General features: G+C 74.2%; 17 protein-coding genes. 2 read left to right on the forward strand and 15 right to left on the reverse strand.

What is annotated here, in order from left to right; genetic code table 11:
* Positions 1-5: 5 nt before the first annotated feature.
* The 5 genes from HZZ00_RS31645 to HZZ00_RS31665 form a co-directional block, all read right to left on the reverse strand.
* Positions 6-2,594, reverse strand: coding sequence for a SpoIIE family protein phosphatase (locus HZZ00_RS31645; RefSeq protein WP_180329585.1), 2,589 nt, complete (start codon positions 2,592-2,594; stop codon positions 6-8).
* 345 nt (positions 2,595-2,939) lie between these two features.
* Positions 2,940-3,347 carry an ATP-binding protein gene (locus HZZ00_RS31650; RefSeq protein WP_374028571.1) on the reverse strand — a complete coding sequence of 136 codons (408 nt, stop codon included), beginning with the start codon at positions 3,345-3,347 and terminating at the stop codon, positions 2,940-2,942.
* A 231-nt stretch (positions 3,348-3,578) separates the two neighbouring features.
* Positions 3,579-3,998, reverse strand: a complete 420-nt coding sequence (locus tag HZZ00_RS31655) for a (deoxy)nucleoside triphosphate pyrophosphohydrolase (protein ID WP_180329586.1) — start codon at positions 3,996-3,998, stop codon at positions 3,579-3,581.
* Positions 3,999-4,041: 43 nt separating this feature from the next.
* Complete coding sequence (locus HZZ00_RS31660) at positions 4,042-4,233, reverse strand: SPOR domain-containing protein (protein ID WP_180329587.1); 192 nt, start codon at positions 4,231-4,233, stop codon at positions 4,042-4,044.
* A 426-nt stretch (positions 4,234-4,659) separates the two neighbouring features.
* The gene (locus HZZ00_RS31665; protein WP_180329588.1) at positions 4,660-5,412 is read right to left on the reverse strand and encodes a GntR family transcriptional regulator; all 753 of its coding nucleotides are present in this window, start codon (positions 5,410-5,412) and stop codon (positions 4,660-4,662) included.
* Between the two features lie 260 nt (positions 5,413-5,672).
* Between HZZ00_RS31665 and HZZ00_RS31670 the strand changes: the two genes are divergently transcribed.
* A complete protein-coding gene (locus HZZ00_RS31670) occupies positions 5,673-6,875 on the forward strand; it encodes a serpin family protein (RefSeq protein ID WP_180329589.1) in 1,203 nt (400 codons plus the stop codon).
* Positions 6,876-6,903: 28 nt separating this feature from the next.
* Here HZZ00_RS31670 and HZZ00_RS31675 read toward each other — a convergent pair whose 3' ends face one another.
* A complete protein-coding gene (locus tag HZZ00_RS31675; RefSeq protein WP_257585478.1) occupies positions 6,904-8,244 on the reverse strand; it encodes a DUF1266 domain-containing protein in 1,341 nt (446 codons plus the stop codon).
* A 197-nt stretch (positions 8,245-8,441) separates the two neighbouring features.
* A complete protein-coding gene (locus HZZ00_RS31680) occupies positions 8,442-9,095 on the reverse strand; it encodes a GPP34 family phosphoprotein (RefSeq protein ID WP_180329591.1) in 654 nt (217 codons plus the stop codon).
* Positions 9,096-9,413: 318 nt separating this feature from the next.
* Between HZZ00_RS31680 and HZZ00_RS31685 the strand changes: the two genes are divergently transcribed.
* A complete protein-coding gene (locus tag HZZ00_RS31685) occupies positions 9,414-10,373 on the forward strand; it encodes a TrmB family transcriptional regulator sugar-binding domain-containing protein (protein WP_180329592.1) in 960 nt (319 codons plus the stop codon).
* On the opposite strand, the gene HZZ00_RS31690 is transcribed toward HZZ00_RS31685, so the two are convergent.
* The 8 genes from HZZ00_RS31690 to HZZ00_RS31725 form a co-directional block, all read right to left on the reverse strand.
* Positions 10,344-11,429 carry a glycosyltransferase gene (locus HZZ00_RS31690; protein ID WP_257585479.1) on the reverse strand — a complete coding sequence of 362 codons (1,086 nt, stop codon included), beginning with the start codon at positions 11,427-11,429 and terminating at the stop codon, positions 10,344-10,346. The two genes, HZZ00_RS31685 and HZZ00_RS31690, sit on opposite strands and share 30 nt — an antisense overlap.
* A gap of 29 nt (positions 11,430-11,458) precedes the next feature.
* Positions 11,459-13,996, reverse strand: a complete 2,538-nt coding sequence (gene lanKC, locus HZZ00_RS31695) for a class III lanthionine synthetase LanKC (protein ID WP_180329593.1) — start codon at positions 13,994-13,996, stop codon at positions 11,459-11,461.
* Between the two features lie 113 nt (positions 13,997-14,109).
* Complete coding sequence (gene mpaP, locus HZZ00_RS31700; protein ID WP_180329594.1) at positions 14,110-15,774, reverse strand: daptide biosynthesis intramembrane metalloprotease; 1,665 nt, start codon at positions 15,772-15,774, stop codon at positions 14,110-14,112.
* The gene (locus HZZ00_RS31705) at positions 15,771-16,514 is read right to left on the reverse strand and encodes an ABC transporter permease (protein ID WP_180329595.1); all 744 of its coding nucleotides are present in this window, start codon (positions 16,512-16,514) and stop codon (positions 15,771-15,773) included. The genes mpaP and HZZ00_RS31705 overlap by 4 nt, the downstream gene beginning before the upstream one ends.
* On the reverse strand, positions 16,507-17,235 hold the full coding sequence (locus tag HZZ00_RS31710) for an ABC transporter ATP-binding protein (RefSeq protein ID WP_180329596.1): 729 nt from the start codon (positions 17,233-17,235) through the stop codon (positions 16,507-16,509). Before HZZ00_RS31710 ends, HZZ00_RS31705 begins: the two co-directional genes overlap by 8 nt.
* 2 nt (positions 17,236-17,237) lie before the next feature.
* On the reverse strand, positions 17,238-17,435 hold the full coding sequence (locus HZZ00_RS31715; protein ID WP_070026970.1) for a hypothetical protein: 198 nt from the start codon (positions 17,433-17,435) through the stop codon (positions 17,238-17,240).
* Between the two features lie 111 nt (positions 17,436-17,546).
* Positions 17,547-17,723, reverse strand: a complete 177-nt coding sequence (locus HZZ00_RS31720) for a daptide-type RiPP (protein WP_167381432.1) — start codon at positions 17,721-17,723, stop codon at positions 17,547-17,549.
* An 82-nt stretch (positions 17,724-17,805) separates the two neighbouring features.
* On the reverse strand, positions 17,806-18,003 hold the full coding sequence (locus HZZ00_RS31725) for a daptide-type RiPP (protein ID WP_070026971.1): 198 nt from the start codon (positions 18,001-18,003) through the stop codon (positions 17,806-17,808).
* Positions 18,004-18,035: the final 32 nt, after the last annotated feature.

Below are 18,035 nucleotides of genomic sequence, written 5' to 3' on the forward strand. Positions count from 1 at the left end.
TCGGTTCAGAACAGGCTGAGCAGCGCCTCCGCCGGGTCCGTGAGCGCGGCGTCGGCGCCGGGCAACGGCAGCTCGAACCACACCGTCTTGCCCCGGGGCGTCCGCCGGGACCCCCACGCCGCGCTGAGCAGCTGCACCAGTTGCAGCCCCCGGCCCCCCTCGTCGGTGTCCCGCGCCCGCCGGCGCCGGGGCTGCACCAGTCCGCCGTCCCACACCTCGCACACCAGCGTGCGGTCCAGCAGCAGCCGTAGCCGGATCTCCCCCTCGCCGTACCGCAGCGCGTTGGTCACCAGCTCGCTCACCAGCAGCTCCGTGGTGTCGACGAGCGCGTCGAGGCCCCAGCCGAGCAGCTGCGCCCGCGCGTGCTCCCGCGCCCGGCCCACGCTGCGCGGTTCCCGCGGCAGCGTCCAGTCGCCGACGGACTCGGCGGGCAGCCCCTGCACCCGGGCCATCAGCAGCGCGATGTCGTCCTCGCCGTGGTGGGTGTCGAGGGTGTTGAGGACGTGGTCGCAGACGTCCTCCAGCGGCCGCGCGGGATCGGTGAGCGCGCCGACGAACGCGTGCAGCCCCTCGTCCAGCGGGTGGTCCCGGGACTCGACCAGGCCGTCCGTGTACAGCGCGAGCAGCGCCCCCTCCGGAAGCTCGACCTCCACCTCCTCGAAGGGCTCGCCGCCCACCCCGAGCGGCATGCCGGGCGGCACGTCGAGCATCAGCGCGGGCTCGCCGGGCTCCACCAGCACCGGCGGCAGATGACCGGCGTTGGCGAACGTGCACCGCCGGGTCACCGAGTCGTACACGGCGTACACGCACGTCGCCAGGTACACCTCGGAGAGGTCCGCGTCCCGGGGCTGGCGTGCCGTGCGGGTGGCCTGCTGGATGCCGCCGGGCGTGCCGAGGCCCCGCGCGATCTCGTCGAGCGCGGAGAGGACTTCGGCAGGCTCCAGGTCGAGCAGCGCCAAGGTGCGTACCGCCGTGCGGAGTTCACCCATCGCCACCGCGGCGCGCAGCCCGCGGCCCATCACGTCACCGACCACCAACGCCGTGCGGTGGCCGGGGAGTTCGATGACGTCGAACCAGTCGCCGCCGACCTCGGTCGCCGCGTTGCCGGGCAGATAGCGGCAGGCGATGTCCAGGCCGGACGCCTCCGGGTCGCCGGGCGGCAGCAGGGAGCGCTGGAGGATCAACGCCCGTTCGTGCTCCCGGCGGTACAGGCGCGCGTTGTCGATGCAGACCGCGGCGCGCGCGGCCAGTTCCACCGCCAGGTCCCGGTCCCGGTCCCCGAACGGCTCGCTGCCCTTGGTCCGCGCGAACCGGACGAGCCCGACGACCGTGTCGTGGGCGACCATCGGCACGGCCAGCGTGGACTGCACCAGGCTGCCCTCCTCGGGCGGCACGTACCGCGGCCGGGCGGTGCGCAGGGCGTTGGCGCAGGGCGAGTGGAAGGGGAAGTGGTGGACGGCGCCGACCGAGACGGCCTCGGTGGAGCCGAACCGCGGCGCGTCGGCCACGGCGCTGGCGATGGCGACGCGCCGCAGTTCGGCGCTGCCGTCGGCCATGCCGGGCGGTGTCTCGTCACCGGTCAGCAGCCCCTGGTAGAGGTCGACGGTGGCCAGGTCGCAGAAGCCGGGGACGACGACGTCGAGGAGTTCGCGCGCGGTGGTCTCCAGGTCGAGCGAGTTGCCGATCCGGGCCCCGGCCTCGTTGAGCAGGGCCAGGTTGCGGCGGGCGGCGGCGGCCTCCCGGGCGGCGGCGCGGCGGGCGGTGACGTCGGTGGCGAGCCAGGCGACGCCGATGGTCCGGCCGCTGCCGCTGTGCACGCGGTAGAGGTTGACGGACCAGTGGCGGCGCTCCTCGGAGCCGGGGACGTTCCCGGTGATGTGCATGTCGGTGACGGGCTCGCCGGTCTCCAGCACCCGGCGCAGCGTCGCCGAGACCCGTTCGGCCTCGCCTCGCGGCAGGTAGTCGTGGACCTCCCTGCCCCGGTGTTCGTCCGGGCTGCCGCCGAAGACGGAGGCGAACCGCTGGTTGGCGCGCCGCACCCGCAGGTCGGTGTCGATGAGCAGGAAGCCGAAGGGGGATTGTCCGAATATCGCCTGGGACGCGGCGAGGTCGGTCTCGATCCGGCGCAGGGTGCGCACGTCCACGACGATGCAGACGGCCGCCCTCTCGCCCTCGACGGTCCGGGTGGGCATCACATAGACCTCGGCCAGGCCGTCCGTGCCGCGCCCGCCGTCCGGCCGGTCCGACATCCGGAAGGGCACCACGCCGGTCCACTCGCGCCCGTCCAGGATCTCCGCCATCTTGCGCTGGCCCCGTTCGCGCAGGTCGGGGTCGACGAACGCCTCTATGGGGTCCATGCCGACGGCGCGGGCGGCGGGGATGCCGAAGAGCTGTTCGGCGCGCAGGCTCCACTGGTCCACCAGACCGCCGGGGCCGATGGAGAAGGAAGCCACCTTTATGTAGTCGTACATGGAGCCGGGCGGGCTGCTCTGCCACATGGCGTCACCGGGAGCCGCCGCACCCTTCGCGGTCTGGTCCCTCGCGCCGTCCGACGGGTCCTCGGACTCCGTGGCCTTCGCTGGTATCTCGCTCACGCGAACCGTCCCCTCCAGCTCACCGCACCCGGCACCGGTCACCGGAGGCGGCTGCCCGCAGTATCCAGCACTACGGCGCCGCGCGACACGGTGTTCACGATCACAGCTCGGTCCAGACGTTTTTCGGACCGCTCCGCGACAACACTGCCACTCTTCTAACCAGGGAACACGCCCTCGAACCACACGCTCCGCACCGGCCGGCGAGCCGGAGTCACGCGAGGGGCCACGCGGCGGGCCGTGTACACCCCCTCCGCGCCCTCGGGCGCCCCTGCCTCACCCCGCACCGCCTCGTGCCACCCCATGCGCCCCCGCCCCACCGCCCCGGGGCAGGTGCTTGCGCGGACCTCACCTCGGCACGGCCAGCTCGAACCAGACGGTCTTTCCGCTCGCGCCGGGCCGGGTGCCCCAGCGGCGCGAGGAGCCGGCGAGCAGCTGGAGGCCGCGTCCGCTCTCGTCCTCGGGCCGGGCCACGCGTTCGCGCGGCGGGTCGGGGAGCGGGTCGGAGACCTCCACGAGCAGCGAGTCGTCGCCGCCGACGGGCCGCACCAGCCGGACGCCGATGGGGCCGGTGGCGTAGCGCAGCGAGTTGGTGACCAGCTCGCTGACGAGCAGCGCCGCGAGGTCGGCGACACAGTCGAGGTCCCAGCCGTGCAACTGGCCGCGCACCACGGCGCGGGCGCTGCGCACGGCGCCCGGCTCCGCGGGAAAGGTCCACTCGGCGCAGTCGCCATCGGTGTCGATCACGCCGATCACTTCCCAGGCCGCGAGCCCACCCAAGTCCGGTTTAGTGGGGTTAATGGGCCCATACCCGATATGTGATGGCCAGTACCGCCCCTGCCGTCCGTGTGTGGGTCGAACGGCCTAGACGGAGACGGCCGGCGGGTCCCGGCGGGGAGGCGCGGCAGTCGGCGGGGTGCGCGATGGCCGGCGGGTCCCGGTCGTGAGGCGTCCGGTGACCGGCGGTCCTGCCCCGAGGCGCCGCCGTCAGCGGGCCCCGGCGGCGAGGCGCGCGGCGACCTCGCGCACCGCCGGCACGTCCTGGTCCAGCCAGGGCACGTCCCACAGCTCGGCCGGGGTCAGCCAGCGCAATGCGTCGTGGTCCTCAAGGGGCCGGGGCGCGGGCGAGCCGGGGCGCGGGCGGGCGGTCCACACCCACAGGACGTACGGCTCCCGCAGGGGCCACTCGCCGGGTACGCGCTCCACCGTCTCGGCGTCGACGCCGAGTTCCTCGCGCAGTTCGCGCACCAGCGCGTCCTCGGGCCGTTCACCCGGCTCCACCTTGCCGCCGGGCAGCTCCCAGCGTCCGGCCAGTTCGGGGGGCGCGCTGCGGCGCGCGGCGAGCAGGCGGCCGCCGTCGAGCAGGGCGGCCCCCACCACCACGATCCGTCGGGTCTCGGGCGTCATGGAGCGGAGCCTACGGGAGGCTCCCTGACGCGGGCGCCACCGGTCAGTTGCGGCCGCCGTCCCCGTTCTGCGCGACGCGCTCGACCGAGTAGAGCTGCTTGTGCTCCCGGTCCTCGAAGCTGTCGGCCACCTTCTGGGCCTCGGCCTTGGTCGCGTAGCGGCCGACGCGGTAGCGATTGCCGTTGTCGTCCTGCCGTATCACGATCCAGGGCAGGGAAACCGTGCCCTCATTCATGCCCCGCACCGCCCCCATCGATCTCTTCACCCTTTCCGGCATCACGGGACCCCCATCCCGTCCGGGGCCCCCACCGGGCCTCGCCTAAGGAAACCGCAATCCGCATATGCCCGAGCGTACGCCCTACCTTCACGCACCGAATACGCCTTTTCACAAAGAGGTACGCAACCAGCCAGAACGCCGGGGGCGCACGCGAACGAATGCGCCCTCCGGGGAGGCACCGGCCCGGTCCGGGCACCCGCCGCTCCACCCCGGTTCCACCTGCGGGAACGATCCCGCGGTGACCCCGGTCCCGCACCGGGTCCGGCCGCGCGCCCGGCGCATCCGCGTACGGGACGAGCCCCGGGTGTGCGCTACGTCACTCCGGCAGTGTGTACGACGCCACGGGCACCGGTCGCGGTTTCCGGTGAACCGGCGCCCTCCCGTTCACTTCACGGGCAGGTGGTACGCCACCCGGTAGCGGTCCGCCGGGATCACCACGTCCGCCGTCTCCACCGGGCGGCCGGAGGCGTAGTAGGTCCGCTGGACGACCAGCACGACATGACCGGGGACGCCGCCGAGGAGATGGAGTTCCTCGGCGAGACCGGGGCGGGCGCCGACCTCCTCGGTGACGTTGTCCACGATGATGTCGATGGCGCGCATCCGCTCGACCACGCCCATGCCACCGAGCGGCCCCTCCTCGGGCAGCATCACCGGGGTGCGGCCGGTGAGGGCGAGCGGCTCCCAGGAGGTGGAGAGCATCATCGGCTCCCCGGCCTCGCGGAACAGGTACTTGGTGCGCATGACCCGCTCGCCGGCCTTGATCCCGAGCCGCTCGGCGATGACGCTCCCGGCCTCCGTCTGCTCGCTGCTGGACTCCCAGGTGCCGCGCACCGAGGCGTCGGCCTGCTCCTGCCGGAACGGCGTGGCGCCGCCGCCGGGGCGGTAGCCGGAGCGGGAGACCCGGCGCGGCACCGGCCGCTCCCGCACGTACGTCCCCGAGCCGGAGCGGCCCTCGACCAGCCCCTCGGCCATCAGCACCTTGCGGGCCTCCAGGGCGACCGTGTCCGAGACGCCGTACTCCTCGCGGATGCGGGCCTGCGAGGGGAGGCGGGTGTGGGGCGGCAGTGAACCGTCGACGATCTTCTTGCGGAGATCACCCGCGACACGCAGGTACGCCGGCTGCTCACCGAAAGTCACTGGCCGCTCCCATCAGGTTGTACAGACAGCAACAGCGTGGCAACCCTGGGTTGAGCCGTGCAAGCAAAGGCCAGAGAATCACTCGAAGTGATGACATCCGGCCGGGGAGGGCCGCACCCAGCACTTTCTCCCCCGCCCGGGCACCCCTTCACACCTGGTCGTACCTCCCGGACAACTCCGGGCGCCCGCGGGCGAGTCCATCGGCCCCGGTACCGTGCCTCTTACGACTTGTCGCAGGTAAGCGGGACACAGGGGGCGGAATGAAGGTGGGCAGCAGGGCCGAGGGCACCGCGCACACGGTGAACGGGCTCACGGCGCGCTGGGCGGCCGCCGCGCAGGGCGGCACGGCGTTCTCCGCCGCCGGGGTCTGGCCCCTGCTGGCCCTGCTCGCGGACGGCGCGGCGGGCCCCGCCCGGCAGGAGCTGGCGGGCGCGCTGGGCGTGCCCGCGGAGCAAGCGGCCCCGCTCGCACGGGAGTTGCTGGCGACCCTGGGCTCGACGCCCGGCCTGGACGCGGCCCTCGGCCTGTGGACGCACCACACGCTGCCGCTGCGCGACGAGTGGCGGGCCGGGCTGCCGGCCGGGGCGCACGGCGTGTTCGGGGACGACCTCGTCACCGCGCAGGAACGGCTGGACGCCTGGGCGGCCGAGCGGACCGGCGGTCTGGTCGAGCGGATGCCGGTGACGCTGGCCCGGGAGTCGCGGATGGTGCTGGCGGGCGCGCTCGCCCTGCACACCGGCTGGCGCCAGCCCTTCGACGAGCGGTCCCTCGTCCCCGAGGCGGGCCCCTGGCGCGGCCGCACCCTGCGCGGGCTGCACCGGCGCAGCGTGCGGCCCGACCGGGTGGGCGTCGCCGGCACCGCGGACGGCTTCGTCACCGCGCTGACGGTCCCCGGCGACAACGGGATCGACGTCCATCTGGTCCTCGGCGAGGAGCGCATGACGCCGGGACAGGTCCTGACGGCCGGGGTGGCCGTGGTGGAGCGCGCGCTGGCTCTCACGCCGGGCGGCGCCCTGCCGTACGGCCACGTCGGGCCCGGCCTGCACGTGGAGCGGCAGCAGGCCGCCGCGCCCGAGCCCACGTCGCTGGACGTGACGACGGTGGCGTACGAGGTGCGCGCGGACCACGATCTGCTGGCCCTGGCCGACCTGTTCGGGCTCAGGACGGCGGCGGACCCGCGGTTCGGCCACTTCCCCGGGGTGAGCGAGCAGCCACTGGCCGTGGAGCAGGCCCGGCAGTCGGCCGTGGCCCGGTTCGGCCCGCTGGGCTTTCGCGCGGGGGCGGTGACGGCCGTACAGGCCGTGTACGGCTCCGGGGCGCCCCAGGTGCGCTACGAGACCACGGTGGTCCGCGTCGCCTTCGACCGCCCCTTCGCCTTCCTCGCCACCGACCGCGACTCGCGCCTGGTCCTGCTGGCCGGCTGGGTGAACGATCCCGCACCGGGGTACGGGGGCACGTTCTAGGGTCTTCCGTTCGGACCGGGCCGGGTCGCTACCCGGCCCGCCCCGCCTCGCCCGGCAGCCGGAAGGGCACGGTGCTCCAGGGGCTGTCCGGCAGGGTGGCCAGGGCGTGGTGGGCCGCGCGCATCTCCTGGTACCAGCCGCCGAACTCCTCCTCGTCGAAGTGCAGGCAGCGGCCCAGCGCGTAGCCGGCGGAGAAGTCCGGCCAGGAGGTGTGGGCGGCCCGGGCGGCGTCGCTCGCCGCGGTGACGGCCTCGCGCAGCTCGGCGCGGGTGGCGTACCGGGCGCCGTACCCCCAGCGGGCCATCATCGAGGCGCGGCCGATGTCCCAGGCGGCGACGGAGCGCACCGTGCCGTCCGCCGGGAGCAGCCCGTCGGCGCGGAACCGGGCCTCGTAGCGCAGCACCTTGCCGACCAGGCCGACGACGTGTCCGACGAAGTCCTCCCAGTCCGCGCCGCGTTCCTCCGCCGGCAGCCCGGCCGCACGCTCGCGCAGCGTCAGCTCCACGCACTCGCGCCAGGCGGTGGCGTCGACGGCCCCCGGCCGCCCGCCCGGCTGCCGCTCGGCGAGGGCCTCGCGGGCGTCGAGGACGAACTCCCAGTACCAGGGGGTGACATCGCGGTCGAGCAGCCGCCGCTGGGTCTCCTGCCACTCCTCCCGGCCGGTCACGCCCCACCACTTGGCGAGCCGTTCGCGTTCCATGGAGAGGCCGAGCCCGTGGTAGTGGGGGTTGTTCCAGGCCTCGCCGTTGACGAAGCACATGTGGGCGCCGAGGGCCAGGCCGTGCAGGAGACGGCCGACGGGCGGGGCGCCGGTGCGCCGGGTGACCAGCCGGTCGGTGCGGCCGTCCTCGTCCCAGTGCTCCTCGTGCAGCGCCCGCCACACCTCGCGTTCCTCCTCGTCGGCCGCCATGAGCATGGGGACCGGCGTGCGGTTGTTGACGGCTATGCCGGCGACGTGGCCGGGCAGGTCGTCGGCCAGGTCGCGCAGCGTGTAGGCCTCGAAGACCACGTGCGGGTGGGGGCGGGGCAGCAGGCCGCGGGTGTAGACGGCGACGAGCCCCCCGACGGGGGTGTCGTGGACGTGGAAGGTGCGCCGGGCGGGGTCCGGCGAGGTCTCCTCGTACCGGAACGGCACGTACACCAGGTCCTCGGCGAGCGCCCGCAGATACGCGACCTGGAGATCGCCCCGGGCCTCCTCCGCCGACTCCTCGTCCGGCCACTCGCTCGCCGCGTGGCGGGTCAGCATGTCGTACAGGCGCTGTTCGAGCTCGGCGGGCGCCTGCCACGCGCCGGGCTCGGCGGGCGCCGGGATGTCCGGCCACGCCTCGTCGTGATCGTCCAGTTCGCCGACGACGTAGCGCTCTGCCACTTGCCCTCCGCTGCTCCCGTTCACCCGGCACCTCGTCCGGCACCGGGCCGCGGCCATCTTCGCCCGACGGGCGGCTGAAGATCCACTCGGGCGGGGCGCGGGGGCTGGGCGGACGAGCTGCCGGGTGACGGGGCGGGGCGGACGACGGCCACGCGGCGGGCGGGCCGGGTCCGTCCCGGTGCGGCGGCGGCCCGGGGTCAGCCCGTCAGGCCCGGGATCGAGGCGAGGAGGACCGTCACCGCGGCGAGGGCCGCCGAGACCGCGTCGCCCACCGTGCCGTCCGGCTCCAGGGCGGCGGACACCTCGGCCATGCGGGGGGCGATGCGTGCCGGGTCCGCGTCCGGCAGGGCGAGGGCGTCGAGGCCCGCCCGGTGCAGCAGGGTGAGGAGTTCGGCGGTGTCCGGGGCCGGCTCGGCGTTCGCGAGGAGCACGGCGGACAGTTCGGCGCGCAGGGCCGACAGCACCGCGGGGTCGGCCGGAGGATAGCGGTGGGAGCCGAAGACGCCGAGCCGCTTGCGGCCCTCCTGGCGGACCACGCCCTTGGCCAGCAGTCCCTCGTAGGCGGCGGTGACCGCCTCGTCGCGCACGGCCAGCAGCCACGCCTGGGGCTTGGCGTCCGGGGCGCGGCGCATCTGCGCGGCCACGGCCGCCGCCAACGGCTCGTCGTCCGGGGGCTCTTCCGTGAGGGCGAGCCCACCGTCACGCGCCACCACCCGGCCGGAGCGCACGAGGTCCAGCAGCGGCGCCGCCGCCACCGCGCAGCCCACCCGCAGCTGTTCACGCGGGGTGCCGTCCGCCTCGTCCAGCCCGAGCAGCACGATCCGCTCACCCACGGTAAGCCCAGCGTCCACAAGACCTCCCCAGTCTCTGGTCATGACGCGTCGCACGCGTCACCGGTTGCGGCCGTCAACGGCCTTGAGGATCAACGGTATTGATCCCTTCCTCCCCAACCGAAACAGGAGTACTCCACCTTCACACGGGGCACACATGTCCAGGGGAAGCACGGCGGCGCGCCGGGCGAACAGACCTATCCGGCAGGGCCGCCAGGTGACTTTACTTCCACTTTGACATGTTTCAGCCACCTATGGAAGGATCCGGTCAACTTCCAGCACCGGTGGCGACTGTTCGCGGGGGAACACATGGGCGTATGGGAATTGACCGCTTTGGGAGTGGAACCGCTGGACGAGTCCGTGTACCGGACGCTGCTGCAGAACCCCGACCTGACCAGAACGGGTCTGCTCGCGGCGCTCGGCCTGGAGGCGGCGGAACTCTGCCTCAGCCTCAAGCGGCTGGAACAGCAGGGGATGATCCACCTCGACACCGACGGGGAGCCCTCCCCCGTCGACCCGGGCATCGGCATAGAGCAGCTCGCCGAGCGGCGGTTGCGAGCCCTTCAGGAACAGCAGCTCGAAGTCCTGTCGACCACCCAGTCCTTCGTGCTGCGCGTCACCCGGGGCCGCGGCCGGACGGGCGACCCCGGCCAGGTGGAACCGCTGGACGGCGCGGACGCGGTGCACGAACGCATCGACGAACTCGCCTTCTTCGCCCGGCGCGAGGTCCTCGTCACCCAGCCGTCGTGGCTGCCGGCGCACGAGCACCTCACCGGCACCCGCGAGGCGGATCTGCGCTGCCTGCGCCGGGGCGTCGCCCTGCGGGTGCTCGCGCACCGCACCGCGCTCCGTGACCGCGAACCCGCCGGGCACCTGCGGGAACTGGCCGACCATGGCGCCGAGTTCCGGCTGCTGGACGGCAGCTTCGACCGGATCGCGGTGTTCGACCGGGAGACCGCCCTCGTCCAGACCACCGCCGACGCGACCGCACGACAGGCACTGATGGTGCGTCAGAACGTGCTGGTTCACGCGCTGCACAGCTTCTTCGAACGGTGCTGGTCCCAGGCGTCCGACGCGCTGCCCCGCCTGCGGCCCGACGAGGCGCGCGAGGGGCTGGACGAGCTGCACCTCAAGGTCCTCCAGGTGATGGCGTGCACCGACAAGGACGAGGCCGGCGCGCGGGAGCTGGGCATCTCGGTGCGCACCTACCGGGCCCGCATCGCCCGGCTGCTCCAGCACCTCAACGCGAGCACCCGCTTCCAGGCCGCGCTACTGGCCCGGGACAAGGGCTGGATCTGAGGAGCCGGCGGGCGCGCACACCGCCGTGCCCGCCAGCTCCCGCAGCAGCCGCAACTGCCGGGGCTGGATGGCGGGCAGCAGCCCGGTGGCCCGGCGGGCGTGTTCCGGACGGGCGCACAGCAGGTTCTTGGCGAGCGCGAACCGGCCCCGCTCCGGCACCAGGACGAGTTCCTCGAAGAGCTTTCCGGCGCCGGCCACCACCCGTTCGACCTCGGCCTCCAGATCGCCGTGCCAGTCCGCGGGGCGCGCGAACGTCCGGTCGGCCGCCATCCGCGTGTACCACTCCCGCATGTCCGCCAGGCACGCGGCGCGGAAGGCCGCGTCGTGCCGCCCGGCGCGCAGCTCCACCAGGAGGGCGTGCGCGGCCCTGGCGTCCGTCATGGTGATCAGCGGCATCCGGTGCGGCCGGGGCATGCGGTGCCTGCGGGTCCCGCCGTCGGTGAGCAGGACGGCGGTGGGCTCCAGCACCGTGCGGAAGACGTGCCCGGCGTCCGCCAGCCGCAGCCACAGGTCCCAGTCCTCAAGCCCGGCGCCCGCCCGCCAGCCGCCCACCGCCTCCACCAGCCCGCGCCGGTGCGCCACCCGTGACGGCTCGAACATGGGCCCCATCAACTGGAGCTGGGGGTGCCAGCAGCAGGACAGCGGGGGCAGCGGCGCCACTTCCCGCCCGGCCGCGTCGCGGTACTCGCAGCCCGTGGCGGCCATCTCGGCGCCCGCCTCCAGCATCCCGAGGACGACCCGGAGGTGGTGCGGGTACCAGGTGTCGTCGTGGTCGAGGTAGGCGATGTACGCGCCGCGGGCCGCGGCGAGCCCCGCGTTGCGCGGGCCGCTCGGGTGACCGGACCTGGCCACCCGCAGCAGGCGCACCCGCGGGTCCTCGCCCGCCGCCCGCGCCACCCAGTCCTCGGTGTCGTCGTCGCAGCCGTCGGAGACCACCAGGAGTTCCCAGTCCCCGACGGTCTGCGCCCGCACGGAGTCGATGGTCCTGGTGATCGCCCGCGACCGGTTGTACGTCGGGCAGACGACGGACACCCGGGGGGTGCCGGTGGCTGTCATGTCCGTGGGACCGTCCTTCGTCTCGGGGCTCAGCACAGCGGCAGGGCGACGGGCCGGCCGTCCAGGGCGTGCAGCGCGAGCAGCACTCCCGCCCCGCCGGTGGCCAGGTCGGTGGAGAGCCGCAGGTTCTCGTGGCCCAGGAAGGCGGGCCGTCCCTCGTGCTCCACCCGGAACAGGCCGAGGACGTCCAGCAGCCGCTCCCGCTGCCGCGCGGTGGGCTCGCCGCCCAGGCGCCGCAGGGTCAGGGCCACCCCCGCCCAGCCGTGGAAGAGCCCGGCGGTGCGGGGCATCGCGTCCCGCGCCGCGTCCAGGACACTGTCGCGGACCCGCGCGAGATCCGGGTCGGGCCGGTGGTCCAGGTAGTCCGCGAGCACCAGCGCGGTGCCCGCGCCGCCGGCCGCCAACTGCGGTCTGGAACCGGGCGAGCCGGGTGCCCAGCCGGCCGGCCCCGCGGTGTCCTGGCCGGGTTCCTCGCGCCAGCCGAGCGCCCGTACGTCGCTGTCGAGCAGCGCGCGGGCGGCGTCCAGCCAGGCGGTGTCTCCGGTGTGCCGGTACAGGGCCAGCGGGAGCAGGGCGCCGCCCGAACGGCCGCGCAGGAGACCCACGTGACCGCGGCGCGGCGGACCGGCGGCGGCCCGGGCGGCGAGCTGCTCGCCGGCCGCGAGGGCGTACTTGAGCGCGTCGTCGTCCCCGGTGGTCCGGGCGAAGTACAGCTGGGCCAGTCCGGTACCGGCCAGCCCGTCGAAGAGGCTGTCGTCCGGGGCGTCCGACTCCCGGACCCGCGCGAGGAGTTCACCGGCCGTCCCGGTACGGCCGAGCCGCGCGAGTACCCCGGCGATGCCGGACAGACCGGTCCACAGGCCGGGGGCGGGGTCGGTGAGCGCACCGGCCGCGCGCTCCAGCCAGTCCGTGTGCTCCTCGGACACCTCCTGCCCCGTCTCGGCGAGCGCCCAGAGCACGCCCGCGGCGCCGTACGCGAGGCAGGCGCCGCCCTCCGGGACGAAGAACTGCGCGGCGTCGCCGGGGAAGAGCCGGTCCGCGCGGTGCGGGGTGGCCGCCGCGACGAGGCCCGCGGCGAGCGCGCACCGCCCGTCGCCGTCCCCCGCACGGGCCGGGGCCCCGGCCGGGGGGCCGCCCGCCGTGCCCGGTCCGGCGGCGGAGGCGGCCGGTGCGAGGTCGGCGCGCACCCGGTCGCCCCAGTCGCCGGGCAGCGGATACCGCGACACCACGTAGTCGATCAGCTGGTCCACCTTGCCGGGGCCCCAGCCCATCAGCGTGGTGAGCGGCGCGAACAGGGCCAGCCGCAGGCAGCCGAGGGCGTACCGGTCGATGTCCGGGCCCCGGTGCCCGGCGGGCGCGGCGAACCCCGGGGCGGCGTGGATCTGGGTGGCGTCCGGGTCGGTCGACGCCGTCTCCAGGTCGATGAAGACGACCGTTCCGTCGGGGCGCACGAGGACGTTGCCGGGGTGCAGGTCGCCGAAGCAGACGCCCCGCTCGTGCATGGCGGCGACGCCCCGCGCCACCTCGTCGAGCACGCCGAGGGCCCAGTCCGTGTAGGCGCGGGCGCCCTGCGGGTCCGTCTCGGGGGCCTTGGGCAGGCGCCGGGTGATGGCGGTGGCGAGGGTCTCGCCCTCGACGAACTCCCGCACCAGGAAGTGGTGTTCGTGTCCCACCCGGGCGTCGAGCAGCCGCGGGAACCACGGCAGGCCGTCGAGCCGGCGCAGGCAGTCGTGTTCGCGCCGCAGCCGCGCCACGGCGTCCTCGCCCTGGGTGTCGAGTCCGGCGTACGGCCGGGCCTCGCGCAGCAGCACCGGCTCCCCGGTGCGCAGGTCGCTGCCCCGGTAGACGCCGCCGCCGTTGGAGAAGTGCAGGGCCTTCTCGGCCCGGTAGGGGAAGTCCTCCAGGGTGCCCGCCTCGCGTGCCCGCAGCGCCTCGTCGAGACAGGCGGGCGGCGTCACCCACTCCGGGGGGCGGAAGGAGGGACCGCGCCGGTCGGGCACCAGCCGTCCCTCGGGGTCCTCGATGCAGTGGACGCTCTCGCCGGTGGGCGTCTTCATGGTGCGGGCCACGAACCCGCCGTAGCGCACGTACAGCGGGCCGGAGCGCCAGCGCAGATCGCTGAGGATGTACGGTCCCGGCTCCCCGTCGAGGAGTTCGCCCAGCTCCGCCAGGACGAGCGCGAACCGCTCCTCGTCCTCGGGGTAGATGGTCACGAACTTGCCGCTGGCGCTGCGGTCGCCGTACTTGCCGTTGCGGCGCAGCAGCACCTTGCGGCTGCGGATGAACTTGAACGCGACGCCCCGCGGCACCAGATAGTCCCAGCAGCGCCGCAGGACGTCCTCGGCGTTGCCGGGGGTGGCCGAGACATGGATCTTCCAGCCCTGCGCGGGCAGCCGGTGGCCGGGCGGGGTCAGCATCGCCCAGTCCGGTCCGGTGCCGCGCGTCCAGCCCTCGGGCCCGGGGGCGGCGACGGCCGGGAAGTCGTCCGGTGCCGCCGAGTCCGCGTCGTCCCGGTCGAAGTACGGGGTGCCCGGCGGGCAGTACATCAGATGCCGAAGTATGTCCATGATCAACCGCCTTGGGGAGCTGGGGAAGAGGCGAGGGCCGGTACGCCGAGAAGGCGCGGCCGTCCGGGGGCGTGCCGCCCCGGACGGCCACGCGGTGCCCGTGGCGGCCGGGGTCAGCGCCAGAAAGGTGCCAGGTAGCGGAGGTAGAGCCAGTCGCCGACGCTGCGCCGGCCGGCGTCCACCTCGGCCAGGCCCGTGGCCGCGGCGGGCGGCCGGGGCACGCGCAGCGGCACGCCGGTGGCGGGCAGCTTCATCGAGTCGAGCCCGGCGACCGGCGCGAACACCGAGAACGGGGCCTCGACCTGCACGGTTCGGGAGCCGGCCACCCGCGCCTCGCCCAGGTCCTCGTGCAGCACGACGCCGCTGCCCTTCAGCCGCACCGTCGCGCCCGGGGTGACGGCGTCCATGTCGGCGGCGCCCGTCGCCACGAACAGCACCCGCCCGTCCCTGTGCACGAAGCCGCCGGAGACCGTGTAGGGGAGGGACACCTCCCGCGCGATGCCGGTCAGGGCGGCGAGCACGACCAGCGAGACGGCCCAGATCCGCCACCGGCGCGCACCCGCGGCACGTGCCTCGGCGCCCAGCCGCATGGCGCCCGAGTACAGGCGCAGCGCGAGGTAGGCGAGGCCCAGCGAGACGACGGTCGCGCCGACCAGTCCCATGGCCTCCAGCATGCTCTGCCACACCGTGAAGGCCATGGCGAGGACGTAGACCGGGAAGACCATGCAGGCCAGCCCGAACAGCGGTGCCCAGGGCACACCGGGCAGGGCCCGCTCGTAGCGCCCGCCGAACAGCACCCGGGCCACCAGCCGCCGCGCGTCGGTCATCGACCGGTCCCGCAGGTGGGAGATGTCGAGGTGGCTCATGAGCGCGAGGTAGCCGTCCAGCTTCACGAACGGCAGCGCGTTGAAGACCCCCGAGACGAAGGTGGTCAGCGTGAGCAGCAGCAGCGTGTCGCGGATGCCGGGGGCGCCCCCGGCCAGTGCGACGACGGCCGCGGCGATGCCCGACACCCCGCCGATGGCGGCCTGGGTGGTGATGCCGGCGAGCGCGATCCGCACCCGCTGCCCGCTGCCCGGCAGCCGCCAGCCGTCCGTGACGTCGCAGAAGAACGCCGGGGTCAGGTAGAAGAGCATCACGCCCATGCGGCTGGGCTTGCCGCCGTAGTGGCTGAGCACGATGCCGTGCGCCATCTCGTGCAGCACCGTGCCGACGTAGGTGACGACCACCAGGGTGACCAGCGTGGACACCGACACGCGGTGGCTCAGCGCGTGGGCGAGCGCGGGCAGCTGGAAGGCCAGGCAGAGGATGCCGACGACCACCAGCGCCACCAGCGCCGCCGCCCAGGAGCGGTGTGCCAGCCGGGCGGCCAGCGGCCGGAACCGGGCCAGGAACCGCTCCGGGCGCACCACCGTGAACTGGAAGGTCAGCGGGGGCACGAAGGCGAACCTGCGGCGCCCGGCGGGCTTGCGGGCCGTGCCGCTCAGCAGCTCCATCCGCTGCGCCCGGGTCAGCCCCTCCCCCACCAGCTCGGGCGTCCACGGGGCGCCGAGCACGGCGGCGATGTCGTCGGCCGTGCGGGTGCCGTCGGCCGAGCGCAGCAGCCGCGCCATCCCGGCGCCCACCCGCAGGTAGCGGCCGGCGTCGAACTGCACGATCCAGGGGGCGCCCGCCTCGGCCGGCTCGTGCACCACCACGTCCTCGGCCAGGCACGGGTACCGCGGCAGCGGCGGCGGCGCGGCGGCCTCCGGCCGCGGGCGGTTCAGCGTCGGTTTCACGGCAGGTCCCGGCGCAGGAACAGGGTCCGGCCCGCGACACCGGCGACGACGATCCAGGCGGCGAGCACCACCAGGGCCCATGGGATGGGCAGCACGCCGTCGTTGCCGCTGCGGTACACCGCGGCCATGGCCTCGTCGATGGTGAACCGGCCGATCTCCGGGGCGAGTCGCAGCAGGCCCTCGCTCACCAGCCAGGTGCTCAGCAGCAGCACGACGATGGCGACGACCTGCTGCCGGATGACGATGCCGAGCAGGCTGCCCCACAGGGCGCCCACCACGATCACCAGCATCACGCCGAGCAGCGTCCAGGTGGTGGTCGTCGTCCACTGCGGGTGCCATGCGCGGCCGGCCAGGAACAGCCAGGGGCTGGCCGCCGCCGCGGCGCCCGCGGCCAGCGCGTACACGGCCCCGGTGCCGGCCGCGGCCACGAGCTTCGCGGTGAGCACCCGGCCGCGCCCGCCGCCGAGCAGCGCCGTCCGGCAGATCGCGCCGTTGGAGAACTCGCGGGTCACGGCGAGCATGGTGGCGAGGGCGGCGACCAGTTCGACCATGAACCAGCCCTGTACCAGGGTGGAGGTCAGGTCGGCCTCGGTGGTCGTGCCCTTGGGCAGCTGGTCCAGCGCCTGGGTGAGGTAGCCGGCGTCGGCCAGCACGCACAGCAGCGCCGCGGACAGGCCGAGGGCCCACCAGGCGCGCCCGGTCCAGATCTTGCGCCATTCGGCGGCGATGAGGTCACGCATGGCTGGGCTCCTTCGCCGCCGGGCCGACGAGGTCGAAGAAGCTGCTCTCCAGGCTCACCGTGCCGTTGCGGGTGAGGTCGGCGACGGTGCCGCTGTAGCGCAGGGTGCGTTGCAGGATCACGATGTCGTCGGCGGTCTGCTCCACCTCGGCGAGCAGATGGCTGGAGAGCAGGACGGTGCGGCCCTCGTCGGCGAGGGACCGCAGGAACTGCCGCAGCCAGCGGATGCCGTCCGGGTCCAGGCCGTTGGCCGGCTCGTCCAGGATCAGCAGTTCGGGGTCGGCCAGCAGCGCCGTCGCCAGGGCGTGCCGCTGGCGCATCCCGGTGGAGAAGCCGCGCAGCTTGCGGTGGGCGTCGTCGGCCAGCCCGACCCGTTCGAGGACCTGCTCCACTCGGGAGCGGCCCAGGCCCAGGGTCCTGGCCCAGATGTTCAGGTCGCCCCGGCCGGTGGCGGCGTTGGAGGGCCCGATGCCGTCCATGGCGACACCGACGCGGTGGGCGGCGCGCGGGAGCTGCGCGTACGGGTGGCCGAACACCGTGGCCCGACCGGCGGTGGGCCGGGCCAGCCCGAGCAGCATGCGCAGGGTCGTCGTCTTGCCGGCGCCGTTGCGGCCCAGCAGTCCGACGACGCGGCCGGGTCTCACCTGGAAGGAGACGTCCTCGACCGCTGTCACCTCGCCGTAGCGCTTGGTCAGACCCTCGATGTCGACTACGTCCGTCATGCTCAGGTCCTCCCCCGGGCCCGGAGGAAGAGGCCGACACCGGCGATGATCAGCAGCTCCACGCCGATGCAGACGAGGAGGGAAGTGGTTCGCGTCCGGCCTGAGGTGAGGGCCGAGATGATGCCGGGCGCGGCCATGACGGCGACGATCCAGAAGCCCGCGAGGGCCCACGGAAAGCCGCGGGAAGCGGCCTGGGACATTGCGCATCTCTCCTTGGAGTGCTGGGCGGCACGTATATTTCCCGGGGAGGCCCTGGCCCGGATGCAACGCGACTGCATCCGGGACAGGGCACTCTCAGGGGCCGGCCCGCGTCAGGTCGCGACGACCGACGTGATGACGAGCGAGCTGTAGGTGGCGCTCACACCGGCGGACACACCGAAGCTCACGAGGAAGCTGTTCCACCAGTCGGGGGCCTCCATGCCCTCCAGCTCCTCCATGTCCAGCTCCTGCATGGACAGTTCGAGGGCGGAGTTCTTGTTTTCCTGCATCGTTCTTCACCTCCTTCCAGGGGTCTTCGGGTTGGTCGGGCTCGAGAAGCCGCGAGTCCGCGGGACCCGGGCTTCAGGAGACTCAGGTCGCCAGCGTCACGAGGGACACGTACGAGACGACCCCTCCTGCGCTCAGCCCGCTGACGAGGCTCACCACGTCAGTCCAGCCGAAGGGCGCGTCGAGCGCCTCCAGCTCCTGCATCTCCAGCTCGTGCGGCTCCAGCTCCTGCAGCGCCAGCTCGAGCGGCGCGGAGGGACCCTGGTTCTTGGCGGTCTGCATCTTCTTTCCTCCTCTCCCGGTGCGATGCCTGG

Source organism: Streptomyces sp. NEAU-sy36, from assembly GCF_013423905.1.
Lineage (GTDB): Bacteria > Actinomycetota > Actinomycetes > Streptomycetales > Streptomycetaceae > Streptomyces > Streptomyces misionensis.